Origin of the sequence: Klebsiella sp. CN_Kp106 (genome assembly GCF_040064575.1) — a bacterium.
GTDB lineage: Bacteria > Pseudomonadota > Gammaproteobacteria > Enterobacterales > Enterobacteriaceae > Klebsiella > Klebsiella michiganensis.
Genome location: NZ_JBEAIG010000003.1, coordinates 42,261 through 65,379, shown reverse-complemented (window position 1 = coordinate 65,379; position 23,119 = coordinate 42,261). Strand labels below are relative to the sequence as shown.

Sequence of the window (23,119 nt, the reverse complement as noted above, 5' to 3'; positions counted from 1 at the left end):
ATATTGATGACGGATATTGCGATTAATTAAAGCCCAGGCGAATAAGGTTTAGCGGGCAATATAAACCCTGATGTCCGTCTATTTCCACGCAGTCCGCCCGGCGGAGCTGCTCCGCCGTTTTACCCTCGGCGTGGATGGCTTTGATGACGCCCGTCGCGCCGCTGTCGGCCACCATAACCATGCTGCCGGTAGCGATAGCGTTACGGTTACGATCGTAGGTGTTCATATTTTTTCCTCCTGGTGAATATTTTGACGGGAATTAAAAACGGCATTTAAATACACCTTTGTGAAATAGCGTTTTTTGAGTCTCGTCAAAATATCGTTTTATTGTGCGGGGAGGACGGATGAGTGAGCGGAGAGTCAGCGGTAGCGGCCAGCGAAAACAGTTAGCGCAGCGAGCCCAGGGCGGCAATTAATCCCTGCACGCCTTTTTCCAGCTTTTCACGTGGGCAGCCGGCATTCAGGCGGACAAAACCCTTACCCTCATCGCCGTAGGTGTCTCCTGGCATAATGGCGACCTTCTGTTCCTCAATAAGTGCTTTTTGCAGGGCACGATCGTCCACCGCCAGCGGGCGCAGGTCAATCCACGCCAGGTAAGTCGCCTGCGGCGGCTGCCAGTTTAGCTCGGGAAACGCCTGATTCAGTTCGCGTGCGATGTAGCGCATATTCTCCTGCAGATAGCCGCGCAGGGCATCCAGCCAGGCGGCGCCCTCGCGATAGGCGGCGATATGCGCCACCAGCGCCGGTACGGAAGGGGAAGAGAGGCCATCGCGGGCCTTAAGTGCGTGCAGATAGCTTTCGCGCGCCGCGGGATCGTCAATCAGCCCGTATGCGCCGGTAAACGCCGGAATGTTGAAGCTTTTCGATCCGGAGGTGAACAGCGCCCAGGGGCTGCGAGCCACCTCGCACCACGGGGTGTGCTGATGTTCGTCCCACACCATGTCCATGTGGATCTCGTCGCTAATTACCTTTACGCCGTGCTTCTCGCACAGCCGCGCCATGGTTTCCAGCTCTTCGCGGGTCCATACCTTGCCGGTGGGGTTATGCGGACTGCACAGCAGCAGCACGGTATTACGCGGCTGAGCCAGTACCCGTTCCAGCTGCGCCATATCGCAGCGCCACTGATGGTTGTTGAGGGAGAGCGGAACCGCCGCGACGCGCCGCTGGTTGCCTTCAATGGTTTTATAAAAGGCATCGTAGGCCGGAGTGTGTACCACAATACCGTCACCCGCTGCCGACCACTGACGAATCATCTCCGCCACCATATAGATAACCGACGGTCCGTAAACAATTGCTTCGAGGTCGATTGGGCTATGAAAACGGCTGGCGAACCAGTGGCTCACCGCGCCGAGGAATTCATCGTTTTTCCAGCGGCTGTAGCCAAAAACGCCGTGCGCCAGGCGTTTGCTGACGGCATCGATGATACAGGGGGCGGTGGCGAAATCCATGTCGGAGATCGTAAAGGGCAGCAGGTCGGCCGCGCCAAAACGGTCGGCGACGTAATCCCACTGGGTGCACCAGGTGCCGTGACGGTCGACCGGCGTTGAAAAATCAAACATCTGCACTTCCTTCATCATGTCCCCCTCCTGTACGGAGGGGGGCGGAGTCTATGCCTCGACGGTATTCATCAGGACAGCCATTTCATCTTTCACCGACTGCACCTGCGGGCCAATCACCACCTGCAGGTTGTGCTGGTTAAGCTGCACCACGCCGATGGCGCGATTCGCTTTCAGCGCGGCGCTGTCGACTTTGCTCATGTCGTTAACCGACAGACGCAGGCGGGTGATGCAGTTATCGAGCGAAACGATATTTTCCGCGCCGCCGAGCGCCGCCAGAATCGCCGGAACGTTGTAGCCTGATTTTCCGGTCACGCCGGTGACGGCCTTTTCGAAAGCGCTATTGGTTTCAATATCGCGTCCCGGGGTTTTCAGGTTAAAGCGGGTGATAGCGAAACGGAAGATGCCGTAGTAAACCGCAAACCAGATGGCCGCGACCACCGGTACCAGATACCACTTGGTTGACAGACCGTGCAGAATGCCGAACACCACAAAGTCGATAACGTTGCCGTCGGTGTTGCCGATAGTCACGCCCAGAATGGCCATCATGGTAAAGCCCAGTCCGGTGAGGAGCGCGTGGATAACGTACAGCACCGGGGCGACGAACAGGAATAAAAATTCCAGCGGCTCGGTCGTGCCGCCTACCACGCAGGCGATAACGCCGGAAATCAGCAGCCCCTTAATTTTATGGCGGTTTTCCGGGCGAGCGCAGTGGTACATCGCCAGCGCCGCTCCCGGCAGGCCGCCGAGGAAGGCCGGCATTTTGCCTTGCGAGAGGAAACGGGTCGCGCTTTCGGAGAAGCCGTGGGTGGTTGGGCAACTGAGCTGGGCCTGGAAAATCGTCAGCGCGCCGCTGACGCTATGGCCGCAAACGTCCATGGTTCCCCCCGCCTCGGTAAAGCGGATCAGCGCCACCAGAATATGGTGCAGGCCGAAAGGCAGCAGCAGGCGCTCTCCGGTACCGAAAATCATCGGTCCGAAATCTCCCGCGCTATTGATGACGTGGCCGAGGGCATTAATCCCCATGGCGAAGACGGGCCAGATCAGCGGAATGACCAGACCGACCAGGCCGAGAACCACGGTGGTGATAATCGGTACAAAGCGGGTGCCGCCAAAAAAGGCCAGCGCGTCGGGCAGGCGGATATTGTGAAAACGCTCATGCAGCATCCAGACGATGATCCCGGCGATCACCGCGCCGAGGATCCCGGTGTCGATCGATTGAATGCCGATAATATTCTGGATGTTGTTCGCTTTGAGGACGGCGGCATCGGTGGTCGGCAGAATGCCTTTGGCCGTCAGCCAGAAGTTAACCGCCAGATTCATCACGGCATAGCCGACAAAACCGGCAAACGCGGCGACGCCTTTGTTTTCCCGGGCCAGTCCTAGCGGAATGGCGATACAGAACATCACCGGCAGAAAGCTGAAGGCGAAGGAGCCGACTTTGCCCATCCAGATGAATACGGCCTGCAGCAGCGGCACGTCCAGCCACGGCAGGAGCGTCAGGACATCATGGCTGCTCAGAGAGCTGCCGATCCCCAGCATGATCCCGCAAAAGGAGAGCAACGCCACGGGTAACATGAAGGTTTTCCCTAACTGCTGGAAAAACTCCCACAGGGTAATTTTGGTTGCTGTTTTCGCCGTCATAACACGAATCCTGGTTCTTTAAGTTATCGGTAGGATGTAACGCCACGGAAAGATAAAACGTTTTACCAAATTTTAGTGCGATAAAAATCACATATTCCGGCGATAATAACGTTTATAAAGAGAGTATCTTGATAAAACGTTTTATCGACAGCCAAAGGGAGTCGGCCTGCAGTTATGGCTATCGCGAAAAAAATCACCATTAATGATGTCGCCCAGGCGGCAGGCGTGTCGGTCAGTACGGTATCGCTGGTGCTGAGTGGCAAGGGGCGTATTTCGTCGGCCACCGGCGAGCGCGTCAATCATGCCATTGAACAGCTGGGCTTCGTGCGCAACCGCCAGGCGGCGTCGCTGCGCGGCGGCCAGAGCGGCGTTATTGGCCTGATCGTCAGCGACTTATCGAAGCCTTTCTACGCGGAGATGACCGCCGGATTGACCGATGCGCTTGAGTCGCAGGGCAGAATGGTGTTTCTCACCCAGGGGGGGCACAGCGGTGAAAAAATGCTCCAGCGTTTTGATACCCTGGTGGCGCAAGGGGTCGACGGCGTGGTGATTGCCGGGGCGATCGACCAGGGAGCGGAGCTGCGCGATCGCGCGGCGCAAGCTGGAATGCCGCTGGTGTTTGCTTCCCGCGCCAGCTATCTCGACGATGTCGACCTGATCCGCCCGGATAATATGCAGGCGGCGCAGATTGTCACCGAGCACCTGATCCGACGCGGCCATCAGCGCATTGCCTGGCTGGGAGGGCAGAGCTCGTCCCTGACGCGCGCCGAACGGGTAGGCGGCTACTGCGCCACCCTGCTGAAGTATGGCCTGCCGTTTCATAGCGAGTGGGTGCTGGAGTGCGAGTCGAGCCAGAAGCAGGCGGCAGAGGCGATGGCGGCGCTGCTGCGGCAAAACCCAACGATTAGCGCGGTGCTGTGCTACAACAGCGTGATTGCCACCGGGGCGTGGTTTGGGCTGATGCGCGCCGGGCGCCAGAGCGGCGAAGCTGGCGTCGAAAGCTATTTTGAACAGCGGGTCGCGCTGGCGGCATTTGCGGAGTTACCCGAGGAGGCGCTGGACGATCTGCCGCTGACCTGGGTGACGACGCCCGCCCGGGAGCTGGGACAAAGCCTCGCGGAGTGTATTTTACGGCGTATGGAAGAGGGACAGGGCGCGGCGAGAAACCAGATTATTTCTCCCCGGCTGATTACCCGAAAATAGCCCCTGGGCAGGGGCTATTTGCCGTTTATTGCTGCGGCGCGGCGGGTGGCACCACGTCTTGCGGCGCGTCATCTTGCGGCTGAGTTTCCTGCGGCGCTGCGGGTTCAGAGACGGCGGGAAGCGCTAAACCGAACATTCCGGCAAACTCATCCAGCGGCATTTTCTGTCCGTTCAGCGTAACCTGGCCGTCAGCGTACTGCAGGCTTGAGGTGATGGCGTTATCTTCCATGGTGGTGATGCGGAACATCTGCCCCATCGCCGCCAGGCCTTTCACCTGCTGATCCGCAAGCTTAGCGGCGTCGGCGGGCTGATAGCCTTCCAGCCCGGCAATCTGGGTCATAAACGCCGTCGCCATATCCACCGGGATCACCAGCTTGCCGTCGAGCGATTTAACGCTACGATCCACTTCATCCGCCAGCGTCTGCGGCGGGGTGGTGGTCAGCGACGGGTCTTTGAGCAGAATCGAAAGATTCAGGGTGGTTTCCCCCTTCGCATTGCGCCAGCTCAGCGGCGAAATGGTCAGAGACGGGCTGCCTTTCAGCATCATCGGCAGCGCGCTAAAGAAGGTCTGCGTCAGCGCCTGCTGATAGAGCTCAGGATTCTGCGCCAGCTGCGGATCCGCCATCAGCGCCTGCGCTTCAGCGTTGTATTTTTGGCTGAACTGATGGAAGGCTTCGCCATCAATATTGTCCAGCTTCAGCGTCAGCCGGCCGCTACCGATATCCTGATTTTGCAGCTTGAGGCTGTTGACCGTGTAGTCCAGCTGGCTGTTAATACCTTTACCGTCGGCAGTCAGCGACGAATTGCCGTCAATTTTCATCCCTTCGAACAGCGCCAGCTCTTTGCCTTCAACGCCAATCGCCAGCTTGTCCAGCGAGATAGCCTGTTTACCGATACGCTCGTTGAAGCTGGCCATTTCGGTAGAGCCGTCGGTTTTCAGGTTATTAAAGGTGAGCTGAACTTTCTGGTTGTACTCGTTAACCGCGTTAATCTGCCCGCTACCGGCTTCGCCGCTCAGGCTGAGGGTTTTCCCTTCGCGGTCAGCGTCCAGCTGGAACTGTCCGCCGCTGAAGGTCACCTTCTCATCGCCTTTCGCGTAATCAAGCGGGTTGAGCACAATAGCGGATGTGTTGTCGCCGCTATAAGCGATACGGGTATCAATGGTGAACGGCGTTTCGCCTTTAGCGATGTCGAACAGCGCCTTGCTGGCGTCGTTATTGGTCAGGGTGGTTTTGACGGACGCCATCGCCGGGGCGAGGTTAAAGGATTTGAGCGAAGCCAGCGGGAAAGGGCCGTGATCGACGACTTCATCAAACACCAGCGACTGTCCGGCGGCAAGCCAGCGGGGCGCTTTGCCGGCAGCAGGCTTCAGCACCAGCTGTAAATGGCTGCGGAACAGCCCGCGCTGATAGCCCTGATACGTCAGCTCCACGCCAGCCTGCGGCGCGCTGCTTTGCAGCTGAGCATTAGCCTGCTGCACCATGTCGGCAATGCGGCTTTCCAGCTGCTTCCCCGTATACCACGCGCCGCCCGTCCAGACGACGCCCAGCGCAATGATAACTCCTGCTGCGACCAGCGATTTTTTCATAGCATTTGTCCATAAATGAAACCAGGCGGATCGGGCCGCCTGGTTGTGTTGTCATGATGGGTGAAAGTCTAGCAACTGTGGCTAAAAAGTTCAGTAACTTACTGGAGCTTATTAAACACGCGCGCCACGCGGCCGCGGCCGCTGACCTGCACCGGTGATTCATTACAGCCGATAAACGCGGATTCACCCGGCTTCAGCGTCAGGCGCTGTTCGCCTTTGGCAATCGTCGCCTCACCCTCGACGCAGAACAGGATCGCCGCGCTCTGCTGGGCGATGGTTGACGCCTGCGCTGACAGGTCGTGCAGCGAGAAGGCAAAATCGTCAACCGGGATGGGGAAGTCCAGCTCCGCGCCGTGAATTACCGGCTGGGTCAGCAGTTGGCCCGCGGGTTTTGGCTCAAATTTGACGTTCGCCACCAGTTCCGGAATATCGATATATTTCGGCGTCAGGCCCGCGCGAAGCACGTTGTCAGAGTTGGCCATCACTTCCAGCGCCACGCCCTGCAGGTAGGCGTGCGGGGTTTCCGCAAACAGGAACATCGCCTCGCCGGGATTCAGTTTGACCACGTTGAGCAGCAGCGGAGAGAAGAGGCCGCTATCGTCCGGGTAGAACTCGGCGATCAGGCGGATAGTCTGCCAGGGCTCACCCTGCTCGCTGTCCAGCGCCGCCTGCAGCGCCCGTAAGGCGTGCGCTTTTTCATCGCCTTTCATGTTCAGCAGGCTGGCGAACAGCTGGCTCAGATGCCCGGCATCAGGCTGCGCAAGGAACTGGGCAATCGCCGGATGCGCATCGGCAACCGGCTGCAGCAGGGTGACGATTTCGGCAAACTCGCGGAAGGCGTTCATGGCGAGGAACGGCGTTAAGGCGAAAACCAGCTCCGGCTTGTGGTTCGGATCTTTATAGTTACGTTCGGCGGCATCAAGCGGGATCCCGGCAGCGTTCTCTTTGGCAAAACCGATTTCCGAGGCCTGCTTGTTGGGGTGCACCTGGATAGAGAGCGGCTGCGCGGCGCACAGAACTTTGAACAGGAACGGCAGTTCGCCAAAACGCTCGGCGACTTTCGCGCCAAGCAGGGTTGCTTTATCGCTTTCGATCGCGTCGCGCAGGGAGCGCGGCGTCCCGCTATTATCCACAATCTGCGAGCTGCTTTTGGGATGGGCGCCCATCCACAGCTCCGCCATCGGCAGGTTGTCCGGGTTAGCAATCCCATAAAGTTCGGTTAAGGCGGTATGGCTTCCCCAGGCGTAGTTTTGCACTGAGTTAATGAGCTTTTGCATTCTCAATCCCTGTTTCCACTTAATAGTCATGGCACTATTAAACCAGCAATCGACCGATAAGCAACCGGCGCGAAGAAAAAGTCGTCCTTGTCTCAGTTTTTGTTAAAAAATTGTGTAAAATCGATCGACTCGCTTTTCCACGGGCAAATGGAGTGTCTGCCTGAAATATAATCAGCTAAGCAGTAAGTGAGAGCACAATGTCGAATAAACCGTTTGTATATCAGGATCCTTTTCCACTGAAAAAGGACGATACCGAGTACTACCTCCTCAGCAGTGATTACGTCTCCGTCGCCGAATTCGCCGGCCAGGAAGTTCTGAAAGTTGAACCTCAGGCGCTAACTTTACTGGCACAACACGCTTTCCACGACGCCTCCTTTATGCTTCGCCCGGCGCACCAGCAGCAGGTGGCCGATATTCTCAACGACCCGGAAGCCAGCGAAAACGATAAGTACGTGGCGCTGCAGTTTCTGCGCAACTCGGATATCGCCGCCAAAGGCGTGCTGCCGACCTGCCAGGATACCGGTACCGCGATTATTACCGGCAAAAAAGGCCAGCGCGTGTGGACCGGCGGCGGCGATGAAGCCGCGCTGGCGCAGGGCGTTTATAACACCTATATCCAGGATAACCTGCGCTATTCGCAGAACGCGCCGCTGGATATGTATAAAGAGGTCAACACCGGCACTAACCTGCCTGCGCAGATCGATCTTTACGCCACCGACGGCGAGGAGTACAAATTCCTCTGCATCGCCAAAGGCGGCGGCTCGGCGAATAAAACCTACCTGTACCAGGAAACCAAAGCGTTAATTACCCCGGCGAAGCTGAAAAACTATCTCGTCGAAAAGATGCGCACTCTGGGAACCGCCGCCTGCCCGCCGTACCATATTGCTTTCGTCATTGGCGGCACCTCGGCGGAGTCCACCCTGAAAACCGTTAAGCTGGCCTCAACCAAGTACTACGACGGCCTGCCGACCGAAGGCAACGAACACGGTCAGGCCTTCCGCGATATTCAGCTGGAACAGGAACTGCTGGTGGAGGCGCAAAACCTCGGTCTCGGCGCGCAGTTCGGCGGCAAATACTTCGCCCACGATATCCGCGTCGTGCGCCTGCCGCGCCACGGCGCCTCCTGCCCCGTGGGTATGGGCGTCTCCTGCTCGGCGGATCGCAATATCAAAGCCAAGATCAATCGCCAGGGGATCTGGATTGAGAAACTGGAGAGCAATCCGGGCAAATATATTCCCGAGCATCTTCGTCAGGCCGGCGAGGGCGAGGCGGTCAAGGTCAACCTCAACCAGCCGATGAGCGATATTCTGGCGCTGCTGTCGCAGTACCCGGTGTCGACCCGCCTGTCGCTGAGCGGGACGATTATCGTGGCCCGCGATATCGCCCACGCAAAGCTGAAAGAGCTCATCGACAGCGGTGAGGCGTTGCCGCAGTACGTCAAAGACCACCCGATCTACTACGCGGGCCCGGCGAAAACGCCGGACGGCTACGCGTCCGGCTCCCTTGGCCCGACTACCGCTGGCCGCATGGACTCCTACGTCGACCTGCTGCAGGCGCACGGGGCGAGTAAAATCATGTTAGCCAAAGGCAACCGCAGCCAGCAGGTGACCGACGCCTGTCATAAACACGGCGGTTTCTACCTCGGCAGCATCGGCGGCCCGGCGGCGGTACTGGCGCAGCAGAGTATCCGCAGCCTCGAGTGCGTGGCGTACCCGGAGCTGGGTATGGAAGCCATCTGGAAAATTGAAGTCGAAGACTTCCCGGCGTTTATCCTCGTGGATGACAAAGGCAACGACTTCTTCCAGCAAATCCAGAGCTCGCAGTGCGCCCGCTGCGTGAAATGATTTCAGCCGCCCTTCGGGGCGGTTTTTTTTATGCCGCTTAGCGGTACGAACCACCAAAACAACTTATAAATCTGACCCATACTTTACCCTTTGAGCAGGTGAGCTTTGTCGCTATTACGCACGTTGAATCCAAGGAGAAAGTCATGACAACGCATCGCAGTGAAAAAGACTCAATGGGCGCCATCGATGTGCCTGCCGACAAGCTATGGGGCGCGCAAACCCAGCGCTCGCTGGAGCATTTTCGTATTTCGACGGAAAAAATGCCGGCCGAGCTTATTTATGCGCTGGCGCTGACCAAGCGCGCAGCGGCGAAGGTGAATAACGATCTCGGCCTTCTGGCCGCGGAGAAAGCGCAAGCGATTATTCAGGCCGCGGACGAAGTGCTGGCAGGCAAACATCCGGACGAGTTTCCGCTGGCTATCTGGCAAACCGGCTCCGGCACGCAAAGCAACATGAATATGAATGAGGTACTGGCCAATCGCGCGAGTGAACTGCTGGGCGGGGCGCGCGGGATGGAGCGTAAGATTCACCCCAACGATGATGTCAACAAGAGCCAGAGCTCTAACGACGTGTTCCCGACGGCGATGCACGTGGCGGCGATGATTGCCCTGCGGGAGAAGCTGATCCCGCAGCTCAACGTGCTGAAGCAGACCCTGAACAATAAAGCCGTTGCCTTCAGCGATATTGTCAAAATCGGCCGCACCCATCTGCAGGATGCGACGCCGCTGACCCTCGGTCAGGAGATCTCCGGCTGGGTAGCCATGCTGGAGCACAATTTAAAACATCTCGACCATAGCCTGCCGCATCTGGCCGAGCTGGCGCTGGGCGGGACGGCGGTGGGAACCGGGCTCAATACCCATCCGGAATATGCGGTACGCGTCGCCGCCGAGCTGGCGGCCTTAAGCGGCCAGCCGTTTGTCACCGCGCCGAACAAGTTTGAAGCGCTGGCGACCGTTGATGCGCTGGTGCACGCGCACGGGGCGCTGAAAGGGCTGGCCGCTTCGCTGATGAAAATTGCCAACGATGTGCGCTGGCTGGCCTCCGGCCCGCGCTGTGGGATTGGCGAAATTGCGATCCCGGAAAATGAACCGGGTTCGTCGATTATGCCTGGCAAGGTGAACCCGACCCAGTGCGAAGCCCTGACCATGCTGTGCTGTCAGGTGATGGGCAACGATGTCGCGGTGAATATCGGCGGCGCATCGGGCAACTTTGAGCTCAACGTCTATCGCCCGATGGTGATCCACAACTTCCTGCAATCGGTGCGGCTGCTGGCTGACGGGATGGCGAGCTTTAACGAGCACTGCGCGGAAGGCATTGAGCCGAACCGTGAACGCATCAGCCAGTTGCTGAATGAGTCGCTGATGCTGGTAACCGCGCTGAATACCCATATCGGCTATGACAAAGCGGCGGAAATTGCCAAAAAGGCCCATAAAGAGGGGTTAACCCTGAAAGCGTCGGCGCTGGCGCTCGGCTACCTTACGGAAGCCGAGTTTGACCGCTGGGTGCGCCCGGAAGAGATGGTGGGCAGTATGTCTACTCGCTAGCCAGCCACAGGTGCAGCCGCGGAATCAGTAGCCTGAGCGACTGCGCCTGCGGTTTGTAGCGATACTGCACGTTATCGGCGTCATAGTTCAGGAGTTCACCGAGGTCCGGCACGCTGACGCCCTTGGTGCCGGATATCAGCGCAATCATCGGTCCCGGACAGGCGTATTGCACCTGTTTTTGTTCCCCGCTGTACCAGACCCTGGCGATGGGCTGCACCTTCACCGGCCGCTTTATTTTCAGCTTTGCCCGCTGCGGCAGGGCGGCAATATCCTGATACTCTCGCTCCAGCTTGCTTTGCCACTGCTCGCGGGTCCACGGCGGAACCGCCCGGGGCGACTGAAGGCTTTTTTCCAGCTGCATGAGTACCCGATCGCGGGTGAGATTTTTAATCACGTGCTTATTGGCCCAGCCGAAGCGGATGGTGCTCGGATCGAGGAGGGGAGTTAGCGTGCGATAGGCGCTCAGCGTAATCAGCCCCGGCAGGTGGCGATGGACCCACTCAAACCGCGCGGCGGCAGGCAGGCCGGAATCCACGGTGATAATCTTCTCGAAGCGCGCTTTGAGGGCGTTGATATGGGTGATTTTGTCTAAGAGTTCAGCCTGTTCGCGGGCGTCAGTTTGCAGACAAATCGCGCCGGGTAAACGCACGGCGGCTTTGCTGCTGCGGGTTTCCGACTGCTGCTGGATAAACAGATGACTATAGTGCCTGAGCGCCATCTCCAGCGCGGTTTTGCCGGTGTGCTGAACCACGTTGATGCTCTCCAGCGGCTGGTGTTCTGCGTCTTTACTCACCGGCGGCAGCTCAAAGACGCGGGCGGCCAGCAGGCGGCACTGGCTCAGGGCGTGTTTTAACGCCTGTAGTTCATGCTCGAGCTGGCGAAAGGTGTCGTTCAGACGTTCAACAAGGTCATAGCTGGCCATATTCCCCACCTTAGTTACAACATACTTAGCGATTTTTTAACTATAGCAGGCCTCAGCTTTTGCGCAAAGGCGTATCAGGCGGAGGTAAAATCCGGCAACTGATGATAGACCGGCCAGCTAAAGCAAAAACAGGCCCCGCCCAGCGAACTCGCTTCGCAATGCACTTCCCCGGCCATTGCCTGGGCGATGCTGTGGACGATAGCTAAACCGAGGCCACAGCCGCCGGTCGCGCGATCGCGGCTCGGGTCGAGGCGTACGAAAGGCTCGAACACTCGCTCACGTTCATCAGGCGCAATTCCGGGGCCATCATCTTCGACCCGCAGCGTCGCGCGCGAAGCCTGCAGCGTCAGGCTGATCTGAATACGCTGGTTACTGTAGCGCAGGGCATTATTCACCAGATTATCCAGCACCCGTTCCATTAAGCGCATATCCAGCGCGCCGTAACTCCCGGCCACGACGTCGGTTAGCGCAATCTCGCGCTGGGGATTAACCGTCTGAATATCTTCCACGTGATCGCGGATCCACGCCGGGAAATTGGGGGTCGTCAGCTTCAGTTCGTTCTGCGGGCGGTCAAGCCGCGCGTAGGTCAGAAGTTCTTCAATCAGCGCCTCCAACTGCCCGATATCGCGGTTCAACGCCTGCGATTCGGCTTCGGTGAGGTTCTCACTCATTTCCAGGCGATAGCGCAGGCGCACCAGCGGGGTCCGCAGCTCATGGGCGATGCCATCGATCAGCTGTTTTTTGCTGGCGATAAGCGCGTTGATGTTATCGGCCATCTGATTAAACGCCACCCCCAGCCGCGCGAAGCTGGACATGCTGTCGAAATGAATGCGTTCAGTAAGATGTCCGTCGCCGAAGCGCTGGGCGGCGGTCTCAATACGCAGCATATCCTGCCAGTGAGGACGCATCCAGATAAAGACCGGAAAGGCCAACGAGATGGCGATAAAAGCCATCAGGGCCAGATCGAGCAGGCGCATCTCATGCAAAAAATAGAGATACGGCACCGGACCGACGGAGAGCACGTAGTGGCTGCGCGGGATCCGCTGGATAAAGGTGTACTGATCGTCGAGGGCGACGATATCCCCGGCGCGCAGATGCTGCATCGAGTTTTCCGAGAGCTTGAATTTGCTGATGGGCTCGATATGCAGATCGAAAGAGAGATTGAGGTCCAGCTCTTTGAGCGTTTTGCTCCAGTCGCGCGGCGGGATCTCCCGCAGCTCGCTGCGCATCAGATACAGCGAACTTTTCATCAGATCGTCCAGCGACTGACGCCCTGCGCGTTCGGCGGTGAATTTGTACACCAGGCCCACCATCATGGTCATGACCAGGAAGCAGACGAACAGCAGGAGGTAAAACTGCACAAACAGCTTTTTCATTAAATCTCACTCAAAATCAAAAGGTTAAATTCCTGCTTTTACCTGCAGGGGCACTGCGGGGGCATTTATCCAGGCGCAATCTACGTGAAAAACCCTTGTTGCGTTTTATGCCCATTTGATTTGCTATGAAAGCAGGGTTCGCTGCGGCTGACAACATCCGGCACGCATAAGTATGATGGTGTGGGTTGAAGCCAAATCAGAGAAGAATGTAATGTACCTCGGTCGGCGCCGATGTGCGAAGCGTTCTCTGTTTTAATCCGTTTTATTCCACCCTCATTCCGCCAGGCTGAACAGGTGTACTTAAAGGAGAATAAAAGCATGCATCTTGAACGACACAGCATTGAACGCGTCGGATGGTTGAGGGCTGCTGTACTCGGGGCTAACGATGGTATTGTTTCGACAGCGAGCCTTGTTCTTGGCGTTGCTTCTGCTAATACGGGCTCTTCCGGGGTTTTACTTGCGGGCATTGCCGGGTTGGTCGCGGGGGCGATGTCGATGGCAGCGGGGGAATATGTTTCCGTCTCATCTCAGGCCGACACGGAAAACGCGGCTCTCGCTCAGGAAAAGAGGGAACTGGAAACAGATTATCAGGGAGAAGTACGCGAGCTGACTTTACTTTATGTGCAACGCGGACTCGAGCCAGAGCTTGCCCAAAAGGTTGCCGAACAACTCATGGTGAAAGATGCTCTGGACACGCATGCCCGCGAGGAGCTGGGACTGACGGATACCAATTCTGCGCGCCCCCTGCAGGCTGCCGTTTTCTCGGCGCTGAGTTTTTCCGCTGGCGCAACGTTGCCTTTAGTCGTTGCATGGCTTTCTCCAGCAACGCTGGTTTTTCTCTTTGTTATTCTCTCCTCCCTTTTTTCACTGGCCGCTCTTGGCTATATATCTTCAGTTGTCAGCAGAGCCTCTCCTGTCAGGGCGATCGGCAGAATTACTTTCTGGAGCACCCTGGCGATGTTTTCGTCGATGGGAATAGGTCATCTTGCTGGGCAGGTATTGTTTTAATAGATTGCTTAACTCGCAGAAAAGAGAAATATCTGGCGTGTGGTGGGCTGAAAAATGAGTGATTTGTATCGCGTGCGCGGGACTTATTCATAACCCATTGTCATTTTTTCAGGCGCACTTCCGGCGCGGAGCGAACATTCACTCGCGCACAGGCAGTGGTCAGGGAGGCAAAAGATTTAAATCTTTAGTGCGGCAAGGATGGCGGTCTCCATTTTCTCCGGGGTGGTGAACGGCGCGAAACGCGTGAGAGGGGTGCCGTCGCGACCGATCAAGAACTTCGTGAAGTTCCATTTGATCCGCCCGCCCAGCACGCCGGGTAACTCATCTTTCAGGTAACGAAACAGCGGGTGCGCGCTGGCGCCGTTGACCTCCACTTTCTCGAACATCGGGAAGCTTACACCGTAATTGATCCGACAGGTCTGCTCGATGTCATCGACGCCGCCGGGCTCCTGCTTACCAAACTGGTTGCAGGGGAAACCAAGCACTATCAGCCCCTGGGCAGCGTATTTCGCGTAGAGCGCTTCCAGCCCTGCATATTGTGGCGTGAAGCCACAGTGGCTGGCGGTATTGACTACCAGAACGAGCTTGCCAGCATAGTCAGCCATTGAGATGGGCTGGCCGTGCAGGCTGGTGGCAGTCAATTGGTAAAAGGTAGTCATATCGTGTTCCTCAGTGCAGCGCCCGTTGCGCGTCTTTATCGCTGGATTGGTTCATAGACTGAAAGAACATTGAAAAGAGTCGTTCATCTCAGGATTGCTTTCCCAGGTCTGCCTTTCTGGCGCGATACCATGCGGCAAAATCAACGGAGACCATCGGCCGGGCATAAAAATATCCCTGAACCTCATCGCAGCCCAGGCTGCGTAAAATCTCAACCGTTTCGAGATCCTCGACGCCTTCGGCAAGGACGACGTAATCGAGCTGCTTGAGGAGCCTGATAACGTTGTGCACAATAATGCGGCTGGCTTTCTCATGGACTATATGCCTCACAATAGACCGGTCGAGTTTGATGATGTCCAGCGGGATTTGCCGCAGGTAATTAATGTTGCTGTATCCCGATCCAAAGTCATCCAGAGAAATTTTAAACCCGCGTTTTTTGAGCATGTCTAGTCCGTTCAGCGCGGCCGGACTTTCAAGCATCTTCTCAGTCTCCAGACACTCCACCCCCAGCAGGGCTGGGTCAAGACACGCCTCTCGCAGTTTCTGCTCAAGCTCCTCAGCGAAATCGGGTCGAGAAAAATCGCTGGCGGCGAGATTAATTGAGACGGGAAGAGAAAGCCCCCGATCCCGCCAGTCACTCAGTTGCGCGATAGTATGATCGATAACCCAGGCCGAGAGTTCGCGCATCAGGCTAGTCTTTTCGACCAGCGGAATAAATTCACCCGGCAGCACTTCGCCATTGATAGGATGCTTCCATCTTATCAAGGCTTCAGCGCCCGTCACGTCTCCCGTCGTCAGCGAAATTTTTGGCTGAAAGACCAGATATAACCCCTGGTTTCCCTGCAGCGTTTGCCTGAGTTCGGTGAGCAGGCTGAAATCTCGCTTCTTGCGGATGTCCAGTGCGTCATTATAGGTCGTAAAACGGTGCCCCTGGCTTATCGCTTCATGCAGTGCGCTCACCGCGCGCCGCAGAATTTCATTTGGCGTCATGTCGCTATCGCAAATACCGGAGTCACCCATGTGAATATTCAAATCCAGGGGAACGTCCGGGCCGATCCTGGCCTGGGTTCCCTGAAGCCGTAGTGCTATACCCTCCAATGACAGCGCCATGGGTTCCGGGGTGAAAAAGGCAAAGCGTCCCACCGCCACGGCGTAAAGTTTGCTCGCCATGGGCAGGCGCGCCTGCAGCGCGACGGTCATGTCACGAAGCAAATTCTCTACCGCCAGCATCCCCAATGAGCGGGCCATCTCGTAGGCAAATGGCATATCAATGCAGTCAATAATGACCAGCCTGAAAGTACCCTCCGCCGACACCTCAATGTCCTTGAGCAGGCGCTGCCGATTGGGTAAAAGCGTGACGACGTCGATATACCCCACTGAGTGCCAGGAGGCTAAGAAATCCGATATCAGCTCGGCCAGAGTCTTAAAAATAGCGATCTGCTCATCTGAAAGTGTCCTGGGTTGCGTATCTAAGATACTCAAGGTACCCACGGTCACTCCGTCGCGGGTTTTCAGCGGGCATCCTGCATAAAAGCGAATGAATGGCGCTTCTCTGACCGCCCGATCGCGATGAAAGATCGGGTGCTGATGCGTATCAGGACAAAGGAAAGTCTCACCCTGTTTCAGGGTCTGTTCGCAAAATGCTCCGCCCAGGCTGGTGTCCGTGGGGGCGATATTCTGAGCGGATTTGATGTACTGCTTTTCATCGTCAAGGATTGACACAAAACTCATTGGCATTTTTAGCAACTGGCAGACCAGATGAGTGTATTTTTTTAACGCTTCGTCTCGCCCTTCGTCCGCGTTTTTTAACAGGTCAATCGCCGCGCGTCTTTTGCTTTCATCGCTGCTGAGATCGTTCAACATATAGATGCTCCCGTGCAGTAGATATTCCGGTCATCCCAACCCACTGAAGGTGTGAATCTCTATACTCACGACGGGTGTCGATACTGGCCAGGCGCCAGCGCTATCACTCCACAGTAGAATGTTTTCCGTTGATTGTCTGCAAAGAGTATCACCCGCCCGGCAAGTCGTGAGGCGCGCCGCGCGGTGAAGCGCGGGTTTTGCGTGGGAAAAGCAATTTCACCCCCTGTTTTAAAAATAATTAACAGGAGGTTGAATTGGCTCTGACGGCTAACTCCGCACAAACAGCTATTCCATCGCCACATGCCTGAATTAGTTGTCCCAGGCGTGCGGGGCGAACAGGTAACCTTTATTGCGTACCGTTTTGATACGATATGGCTCAGTCGCATTATCGAGAAGCTTTTTACGCAGCCGCGAGATGGCGACATCGACGCTGCGGTCCATACCATCGTAGCTGACGCCGCGCAGATTTTTTAATAACGCGTCCCGATCCATAATTTGTCCAGCATGGGTCGCTAACTCCCACAGGAGATCGAAATCCGCAGTGGATAAGGCGACGCTTTCGCCGCCGAGCATCACCTGTCTATTCACCGGGTCGATACTCAGGGAGCCAAAAGCGATCGCTTTATGCGGGGTGAGCGAGGAGGGGACGCTGCCGTCCGGCACGGCGATATGCTGGCGCAAATGCAGGCGCAGGCGAGCTAACAGCACCGCGGGCGGCGTGGTTTTCAGGATATAATCGCTGGCGCCCATTTCGAGTGAGAGAATATGGTTCATATCGCTGTCCAGTGAAGTGAGCAATACGATTGGCCCCTGCCACTGGCCGCGTAAATCGCGGCACAGCGTCATACCGTCTTTACCCGGCAGCATGATATCCAGCAGCACCAGGTCCGGCTTTTCGCGCGCGATAACCTCTTCCGCCCGATCGCCGCGCGGTTCTACCACCACGTCCATATCGTGTTTGCCAAGGTAGGCCGCAATCAGTGCGCCGACCTCAGCATCATCCTCAACGAAAACAATTTTATTCATATTGTGTATGCTTGCACTCATCTTTTAATCGCTTGAATCTCTTTACCTGCATCGCGGCTGAGGTGGCGCATTCAGTATCTGAAGTCAGGTGCCTATTCATTCGCTACCGCCATTGTAAACCATCCGGACATTAATATGAGCTATATATTAGCCATGAAATTCGCTATGATTCCCGGAGCTGCGGTTCAGGACTATTTTTTGCGGAGCCAGACAATGATTCAGATACGAGCAGAAGCATTGCGCATTAAGGGAACAGGGTGCGGCACAATGTGGGCACGGGCTGTCAGGACAGCGCGTGCCCACATAGAAAATAAGTACCGGTACGCTAGCGCGAATGATGGGGAAGCCTTATTGCGGCCTCTTTTGCCTGGCGCCGTAGGGGCACAAGGCGAACTTGCAGAGGCTTCTTCGATTGCAGATGAGCAGCATAGGGTTCTGATTACCGGGGCATTCAATATTCTTTGAAAATGTTGACCATAAATTTTCCGTATAGGGGAATGCATGAATAACCTGTAAATCGCCGGGCACACCATTAATGAAAACTTCATTTTGTGTGATGTTAATAACCGAACCAATGCTCAAAAAATAATCCCCACTATACCAAATAATTAATTTCAGATTTTTGGCACTTGCCGCAACTGAAAAACCTGTTCCTGTTACAGGACATACAAGGCTATTTTCAATATTCCACTGCATGCTTGACGCTCTCCGGTAATTTACGAGCATTTTCGCGTTGATGAATATATTTTGATTAAGTTCATGGCCATTTTTACTTTGCGTGAAGCAGGTCCGAACATGGAGATTCCTTTAACTGGTTCTTATGCTGATTAATATAAAATAATAACAATTAGATGAGTGTCTAATACTAGTAATGATAATAGCAACAAGTAAAAGATTCGAAAAACTGGCATGAGCTGAACTAAATGGCTGCATTGAGGATTGTGAACAGAATAAAATTCTGTTCTGGATATCAGGAACAGATCGAAAGATTGTGAAATCATATAATTACGATCATATCTACTACCGCGCCTGTTATTAACGGCAAAGTATGCTTCCTTATGAAATCGGTTTTATATTGATGTAAATCAAAATAATTGGTTTTATTTAGCCATTTTGTTAAAAAATGGCTATGTGCGCTTATTCAGGATTTGCGCAAAAAGAATAATTTCAAAATAACCTCTTATGATAAAAATCAACCATATCAATTAACCACTTTTACTCTATTTTGCCAGTATTGATTTGAATCATTTAGTGAAAAACAATAGCTGCACTGAAACGGTGCGGTTATTGAGCTGGGTATTTTGTAAATGCCCGTCAGTCAAACGCTCGATGCTTAAAATCTGTGTAAATACGTGAGGAAGAGATGCGCCGAAAATAGGCTAATTTGATTTATATCTAAAAATACGAAAAATAATATGTTATACGTATAACTCAACAATCAGAAAAAACATTCTCTTTTCGATTTAATGAATGTATTTAGCCGAAGAGTTTTTAAGGCAGCAAAAACGGCCATCTAATAACGCGCTCCGCTTGCCAGGGATATCATCCTTGCGAACGGTTATCGCCAGGAGCGGATATTCGGCATAGGGGGGGGCGGCAGTGATGAGACCGCTAAAAAATAGGTCTTTTGCTTCTACACGGTATCGGCCGCTCTTGCGCGTTTATAATTGTCGGCGCTTCCGTTATGCTGCGGGGTCTTGTTGTTTAAATGTTAAGGCAAAAGGAATGGGGTTGTTGATAAAAGCGCTGCTCGGCGCGCTGGTCGTTGTCCTGATTGGCGTGCTGTCTAAAACGAAGAACTACTACATCGCCGGGTTGATTCCGCTCTTTCCGACTTTCGCCCTGATCGCGAACTATATCGTTGCCAGCGAGCGGGGGATCGAAGCGCTGCGAACCACCATCGTATTCGGGATGTGGTCGATCATTCCATACTTTATCTATTTGCTCTCGCTATGGTATTTCACCGGCGTTATGCGCCTGCCGTTCGCTCTGGCAGGCGCAGTGGGGTGCTGGAGCCTCTGCGCGTGGCTGTTAATTATCGGCTGGAGCCGTTTCCACTAGCGCAGATGGCGGCCGCCGTCGACGGCAAATGAGCGACCGGTCACGTAGCGGCTGCTGAACAGGTATTCGATCAGGTCGCTAATCTCTTTTTCACCTGGCGCGATTTTCATCAGCGATTTATCAAGCGCCTGCTTGCGGTATTCCGCGTCATCGCCTTCGTTAAATAAAATCAGCGAAGGGGCGATAGCATTGACCTTAATTTCCGGCGCCAGCTTGCGGGCGAACGAGCGGCTCATATTATCCAGCGCCGCTTTGCTGGCGGCGTAGGCAATGTGTTTGTCGCTGCCGCGCTCCACAACGTAGTCGGTGATATGGATAATGTCGCTGGCCGCATGGCCGTGGCCGCGCAGCAGGCTCTCCAGGGCATGGTTGAGCAAGTAGGGGGCGTTGACGTGAATTTGCATCATGCTGGCGAGCACCGTGGTTAACGGCACCCCGGGCTTTTCCGCCATCCAGCCGCTGGCGTTATGGATGATGGCGCGCAGACCGCTGCCGGCGTGCGCCTTCACCTCTTCGGCGAACGCCAGAATGCTATCGTCAGTGCTGAAATCCGCGTGCAGACAAACGGCGCCCGCTTCACGTAGCGCGTCGATGGCGGGATACCAGGTGCGGTAGCTGATAATAACGGGCTGCTGCCGGGCCAGAAAATGGCGGGCCAGGGCGAGGCCGATACGACGGCCCCCGCCGGTAATCAGGATTGGACGAGGCTGGATGTCAGCCATGGGTATCTCCTTTGAGTTCAGCGGCAGGGTAACCGCTTACCCTACCAACATCCACGTTGCCGGTACGGCGGCAACCAGCAAAAAACCAATTAATGCCAGGTCACGGCGTTTGAGCGGGCGATCGTGCTGGTGTGTACGACGGGCATACAGGAAAACCAGAAGACCCGGAGCGTAAAGTATCACTGACAACAATAAATGCACAGGGCCGGACGCATATAATAACCATAAGCCATAAATACAGGCACCGACACCGACGGCCTTGTGCAGCGGGCGCTCAGCAATCTTCAGCAAAAATGCGCCGACGAGAAAGTAGGGCACCAGGATCATCTCAGAGGCGATGGTCAGCAGCGTGTTGTAATCTGAGCCGGTAAGCCAAATCAATACCAGCGAAGCCTGTACGCTGACGTTGGTGAGCCACAGCGAAGCCGACGGGGCATTGTTTTTATTGGTCCGGGCAAACAGGCGCGGGAAGGCTTTATGCGTTGCTGCCAGATAGGGCACCTCCGCCGCCATAATGGTCCAGCTCAGATACGCGCCGCAGACGGAAATAATCAGCCCGGCGGCAATAACAATCTCCCCCCATGAGCCCATCATGTTGACCATCAGCCCGGCCATTGAGGGGTTGCGTATTTCCGCCAGCTCGCTACGCGGCACGACGCCTAACGAGAGAAGCGTCACCAGCAGATAGACCGCCAGCGCGGAGAGTACTGCCAGCAGCGTCGCGCGGCCAACATCCTGTTTATTACGCGCGCGTGCGGAAACAACCACCGCGCCTTCGACGCCGATAAAAACCCACAGGGTGATCAGCATGGTGTTTTTGACCTGCTCCCATACCGGTACGCCCAGCGCCAGGCCGCTGAAATCCAGGCGGAATGTCTCCATACGAAACGCGATGGCGGCCAGCGCGATAAACGCGCCGAGGGGCAGCAGTTTGGCCAGCGTCGCGGCCAGGTTGATACCCGCGGCCGTTTGTACACCGCGCAGCACGAGGAAATGGACAATCCACAGCAGGACGGAGGCGCCGACGATGGATTGCCAGGTGTTGCCGTCGCCAAACAGGCGCAGCTCGGGGGTATCGGTAAAGAAGCTTAGCGCAGAGAAGACGATAACCAGATAGGAGACATTGGCAACAACCGCGCACAGCCAGTAGCCCCAGGCGGAGCAGAAGCCTATCAACTCGCCAAAGCCTTCCCGGGCGTAGGTAAAAATACCGCCGTCGAGTTCGGGGCGAATGCGGGTGAGCAGCAGCATGGCAAAGGCGAGGAACAGGATCCCCACGCCGGTGATACCCCAGCCGATAAGCAGTGCGGAAGGGCTGGCGACGGCTGCCATATTTTGCGGCAGGCTGAATACGCCTGCACCCAGCATTGAGCTGAGAACCAGCGCGGTCAGGGCGCTAAGGCCCAGTTTCTTTTCCATTGCATTCCCGAGGTGACAATCATCAAACTAAGAATATTTATTTGGCGAAATCGCATAAAAATGGAGGATTGCGCTAAGGCGCGGGATTTTACGGAGTGTTTTGTATGCATGCAATGGCGAGAAATGAAAAAAAGAAAAAAGGCGGCAGATCGCCGCCTTTTTGTTCAGCTCAGACGCCGTTATTTATACAGGTCGGCGCTGATGGTGATGTTGCCACCGCGCTCCTGCCACTGGCGGGTAATGTGGTAATACTTCGCGCCTTTCTTCGCCGCGCGCTTCGCCGTCTGGTAGGAGATTTCCGTCATGTTACCGTAGTTACCGGTGAACTTGATGCTGTCGTATGGCACCATCTGCGCGGCGGTGATTTTGTTCACTTCCTCGACTTTGGTACCGTCCGGCAGAGTGACGGTGTAACGCCCGCCTTTAGATGATTGCGTTTCAAAGAAGCGGCCTACGCCGGTGCCGGAACCGACCGCTGCGGTGGTCGCTACGCCCGGGATCTCCACTTTCTTCGCGGCTTCTCCGCCTTCAGCCAGCGCAGCGCGACCGGCTTCTGAATCTGCCGGGATAGCGTCCGGGCTTTGCAGAACGCGTTTTTTGGCATCGGCTTTGTAGATATAGGCGGTGATGCGCTGGTTGCCGCCCTGGTTGGCATCAACCTGGCGCACGATAAAGAAGGAGGCGGCGCCCTTGGCCTTAGCGGCTTTGGTGATGGCGTCGTTAACTTCCGGCTGGCTGCGGTAGAAGCCCTGTACGGTGACGGTATCAAACGGCTCCAGCTCGACGGCCTGGTCCTTCGGTAATTCCATTACGCCGTTAATCACACGATTTTTCGGCGCGTCGGCCTGCGGGGCATTTTCTTTATAAAAATCGGCCGTTACGCGCAGGTTGCCGCCGCTGCCAAAATCAGACGTGTCGACAACATAAAAGGATGCTGCGCCTTCTTTGTCCGCTTTACGGGAAACGGCCTGCACTGCGTCGCCAATGGCGTTAAAACGGCCGGTAACCACTACGCGATCGTAGGGCTTCAGCGCTGCCGCCTGCTCCGGAGTCAGCTCGGTCGCTGCATGGGCAGACAACGCGGTTGTAGCCAGAAGAGCAGACGCCAGGAGTGAGTTCTTAAGCTTCATAAAAATAATCCTTTGCCTTGCGCAAACCATGTACTGGTATTGTTGTTGACTGAAAACATTTGATTATTGCATTTATCGTGAGTGACTGTCTGCGTCAATTTTCAGTTGTCGCCCTAAACGTATACTGCAGAAATATAACATTTTTCGATATGTTGAAAAAACAGCCGCTTGACCAGCAAAATCGATAATCGATATCACTTTCATAAGTTAACGTAATGTTAATGCGATGATCAAGACGGCGATAAATGGTGAATTAACCCCTCTGCCAAGCGGATTATC

The 23,119-nt window shown here is 55.6% G+C and carries 19 protein-coding genes; 5 read left to right on the top strand and 14 right to left on the bottom strand.

What is annotated here, in order from left to right; all coding sequences use genetic code 11:
- Positions 1-22: 22 nt before the first annotated feature.
- The 3 genes from ydfZ to malX form a co-directional block, all read right to left on the bottom strand.
- The gene (gene ydfZ / locus ABLU96_RS03175; RefSeq protein WP_004851411.1) at positions 23-226 is read right to left on the bottom strand and encodes a putative selenium delivery protein YdfZ; all 204 of its coding nucleotides are present in this window, start codon (positions 224-226) and stop codon (positions 23-25) included.
- Between the two features lie 160 nt (positions 227-386).
- Complete coding sequence (locus ABLU96_RS03170; protein WP_064405933.1) at positions 387-1,559, bottom strand: MalY/PatB family protein; 1,173 nt, start codon at positions 1,557-1,559, stop codon at positions 387-389.
- 48 nt (positions 1,560-1,607) lie between these two features.
- Positions 1,608-3,200, bottom strand: coding sequence for a maltose/glucose-specific PTS transporter subunit IIBC (gene malX, locus ABLU96_RS03165; protein WP_004119586.1), 1,593 nt, complete (start codon positions 3,198-3,200; stop codon positions 1,608-1,610).
- A gap of 174 nt (positions 3,201-3,374) precedes the next feature.
- On the opposite strand from malX, the gene ABLU96_RS03160 reads away from it, so the two are divergent.
- Positions 3,375-4,403 carry a Mal regulon transcriptional regulator MalI gene (locus ABLU96_RS03160; protein ID WP_004851407.1) on the top strand — a complete coding sequence of 343 codons (1,029 nt, stop codon included), beginning with the start codon at positions 3,375-3,377 and terminating at the stop codon, positions 4,401-4,403.
- A 25-nt stretch (positions 4,404-4,428) separates the two neighbouring features.
- On the opposite strand, the gene ABLU96_RS03155 is transcribed toward ABLU96_RS03160, so the two are convergent.
- On the bottom strand, positions 4,429-5,991 hold the full coding sequence (locus ABLU96_RS03155; RefSeq protein WP_014838654.1) for a YdgA family protein: 1,563 nt from the start codon (positions 5,989-5,991) through the stop codon (positions 4,429-4,431).
- A 98-nt stretch (positions 5,992-6,089) separates the two neighbouring features.
- Positions 6,090-7,268, bottom strand: a complete 1,179-nt coding sequence (gene manA / locus ABLU96_RS03150; protein WP_014229579.1) for a mannose-6-phosphate isomerase — start codon at positions 7,266-7,268, stop codon at positions 6,090-6,092.
- Positions 7,269-7,465: 197 nt separating this feature from the next.
- Here manA and fumA point away from each other — a divergent pair, with 197 nt between their 5' ends.
- Together fumA and fumC are read left to right on the top strand one after the other, a co-directional pair.
- Entirely contained in the window at positions 7,466-9,112 is a 1,647-nt protein-coding gene (fumA, locus tag ABLU96_RS03145) for a class I fumarate hydratase FumA (protein WP_014229578.1), read from the top strand.
- 143 nt (positions 9,113-9,255) lie between these two features.
- Positions 9,256-10,656, top strand: coding sequence for a class II fumarate hydratase (gene fumC, locus ABLU96_RS03140; RefSeq protein WP_025105818.1), 1,401 nt, complete (start codon positions 9,256-9,258; stop codon positions 10,654-10,656).
- Here the strand turns inward: fumC and tus are convergent.
- A complete protein-coding gene (gene tus / locus ABLU96_RS03135) occupies positions 10,646-11,578 on the bottom strand; it encodes a DNA replication terminus site-binding protein (protein WP_014229577.1) in 933 nt (310 codons plus the stop codon). The two genes, fumC and tus, sit on opposite strands and share 11 nt — an antisense overlap.
- A gap of 74 nt (positions 11,579-11,652) precedes the next feature.
- Entirely contained in the window at positions 11,653-12,954 is a 1,302-nt protein-coding gene (gene rstB, locus ABLU96_RS03130) for a two-component system sensor histidine kinase RstB (protein ID WP_064405908.1), read from the bottom strand.
- Between the two features lie 318 nt (positions 12,955-13,272).
- Here rstB and ABLU96_RS03125 point away from each other — a divergent pair, with 318 nt between their 5' ends.
- Complete coding sequence (locus ABLU96_RS03125; RefSeq protein ID WP_049082114.1) at positions 13,273-13,962, top strand: VIT family protein; 690 nt, start codon at positions 13,273-13,275, stop codon at positions 13,960-13,962.
- A gap of 176 nt (positions 13,963-14,138) precedes the next feature.
- On the opposite strand, the gene ABLU96_RS03120 is transcribed toward ABLU96_RS03125, so the two are convergent.
- From ABLU96_RS03120 to iraM, 4 genes are all read right to left on the bottom strand, one after another.
- A complete protein-coding gene (locus ABLU96_RS03120; protein WP_049082113.1) occupies positions 14,139-14,621 on the bottom strand; it encodes a glutathione peroxidase in 483 nt (160 codons plus the stop codon).
- Between the two features lie 88 nt (positions 14,622-14,709).
- A complete protein-coding gene (locus ABLU96_RS03115; protein WP_064405909.1) occupies positions 14,710-16,482 on the bottom strand; it encodes an EAL domain-containing protein in 1,773 nt (590 codons plus the stop codon).
- Positions 16,483-16,791: 309 nt separating this feature from the next.
- The gene (gene rstA / locus ABLU96_RS03110; RefSeq protein WP_004851385.1) at positions 16,792-17,508 is read right to left on the bottom strand and encodes a two-component system response regulator RstA; all 717 of its coding nucleotides are present in this window, start codon (positions 17,506-17,508) and stop codon (positions 16,792-16,794) included.
- A gap of 348 nt (positions 17,509-17,856) precedes the next feature.
- Positions 17,857-18,204 (bottom strand): anti-adapter protein IraM, encoded by a 348-nt coding sequence (gene iraM, locus ABLU96_RS03105; RefSeq protein ID WP_014229571.1) that lies wholly within the window; start codon positions 18,202-18,204, stop codon positions 17,857-17,859.
- A gap of 1,029 nt (positions 18,205-19,233) precedes the next feature.
- Here iraM and ABLU96_RS03100 point away from each other — a divergent pair.
- Positions 19,234-19,569: a GlpM family protein gene (locus tag ABLU96_RS03100; protein ID WP_014229570.1), complete on the top strand. Its 336-nt coding sequence runs from the start codon at positions 19,234-19,236 to the stop codon at positions 19,567-19,569.
- Here ABLU96_RS03100 and folM read toward each other — a convergent pair.
- The 3 genes from folM to ydgH all read right to left on the bottom strand — a co-directional run bounded on the left by folM (position 19,566) and on the right by ydgH (position 22,840).
- Positions 19,566-20,291 (bottom strand): dihydromonapterin reductase, encoded by a 726-nt coding sequence (gene folM, locus ABLU96_RS03095; RefSeq protein ID WP_014838648.1) that lies wholly within the window; start codon positions 20,289-20,291, stop codon positions 19,566-19,568. The genes ABLU96_RS03100 and folM overlap by 4 nt on opposite strands.
- A gap of 36 nt (positions 20,292-20,327) precedes the next feature.
- Positions 20,328-21,710, bottom strand: coding sequence for an amino acid permease (locus ABLU96_RS03090; protein ID WP_014229568.1), 1,383 nt, complete (start codon positions 21,708-21,710; stop codon positions 20,328-20,330).
- A 179-nt stretch (positions 21,711-21,889) separates the two neighbouring features.
- Positions 21,890-22,840 (bottom strand): DUF1471 family protein YdgH, encoded by a 951-nt coding sequence (gene ydgH / locus ABLU96_RS03085; protein WP_014229567.1) that lies wholly within the window; start codon positions 22,838-22,840, stop codon positions 21,890-21,892.
- Between the last annotated feature and the right edge of the window lie 279 nt (positions 22,841-23,119).

Coding starts and splice junctions, on each gene's coding strand:
- iraM (WP_014229571.1), bottom strand. CDS start 18,204: ATGCAGTGGAATATTGAAAATAGCCTTGTATGTCCTGTAACAGGAACA.
- ABLU96_RS03100 (WP_014229570.1), top strand. CDS start 19,234: ATGGGGTTGTTGATAAAAGCGCTGCTCGGCGCGCTGGTCGTTGTCCTG.
- rstB (WP_064405908.1), bottom strand. CDS start 12,954: ATGAAAAAGCTGTTTGTGCAGTTTTACCTCCTGCTGTTCGTCTGCTTC.
- malX (WP_004119586.1), bottom strand. CDS start 3,200: ATGACGGCGAAAACAGCAACCAAAATTACCCTGTGGGAGTTTTTCCAG.
- ydgH (WP_014229567.1), bottom strand. CDS start 22,840: ATGAAGCTTAAGAACTCACTCCTGGCGTCTGCTCTTCTGGCTACAACC.
- tus (WP_014229577.1), bottom strand. CDS start 11,578: ATGGCCAGCTATGACCTTGTTGAACGTCTGAACGACACCTTTCGCCAG.
- ABLU96_RS03090 (WP_014229568.1), bottom strand. CDS start 21,710: ATGGAAAAGAAACTGGGCCTTAGCGCCCTGACCGCGCTGGTTCTCAGC.
- manA (WP_014229579.1), bottom strand. CDS start 7,268: ATGCAAAAGCTCATTAACTCAGTGCAAAACTACGCCTGGGGAAGCCAT.
- ABLU96_RS03170 (WP_064405933.1), bottom strand. CDS start 1,559: ATGTTTGATTTTTCAACGCCGGTCGACCGTCACGGCACCTGGTGCACC.
- rstA (WP_004851385.1), bottom strand. CDS start 17,508: ATGAATAAAATTGTTTTCGTTGAGGATGATGCTGAGGTCGGCGCACTG.
- folM (WP_014838648.1), bottom strand. CDS start 20,291: ATGGCTGACATCCAGCCTCGTCCAATCCTGATTACCGGCGGGGGCCGT.
- ABLU96_RS03115 (WP_064405909.1), bottom strand. CDS start 16,482: ATGTTGAACGATCTCAGCAGCGATGAAAGCAAAAGACGCGCGGCGATT.
- ABLU96_RS03120 (WP_049082113.1), bottom strand. CDS start 14,621: ATGACTACCTTTTACCAATTGACTGCCACCAGCCTGCACGGCCAGCCC.
- ABLU96_RS03155 (WP_014838654.1), bottom strand. CDS start 5,991: ATGAAAAAATCGCTGGTCGCAGCAGGAGTTATCATTGCGCTGGGCGTC.
- fumA (WP_014229578.1), top strand. CDS start 7,466: ATGTCGAATAAACCGTTTGTATATCAGGATCCTTTTCCACTGAAAAAG.
- ydfZ (WP_004851411.1), bottom strand. CDS start 226: ATGAACACCTACGATCGTAACCGTAACGCTATCGCTACCGGCAGCATG.
- fumC (WP_025105818.1), top strand. CDS start 9,256: ATGACAACGCATCGCAGTGAAAAAGACTCAATGGGCGCCATCGATGTG.
- ABLU96_RS03125 (WP_049082114.1), top strand. CDS start 13,273: ATGCATCTTGAACGACACAGCATTGAACGCGTCGGATGGTTGAGGGCT.
- ABLU96_RS03160 (WP_004851407.1), top strand. CDS start 3,375: ATGGCTATCGCGAAAAAAATCACCATTAATGATGTCGCCCAGGCGGCA.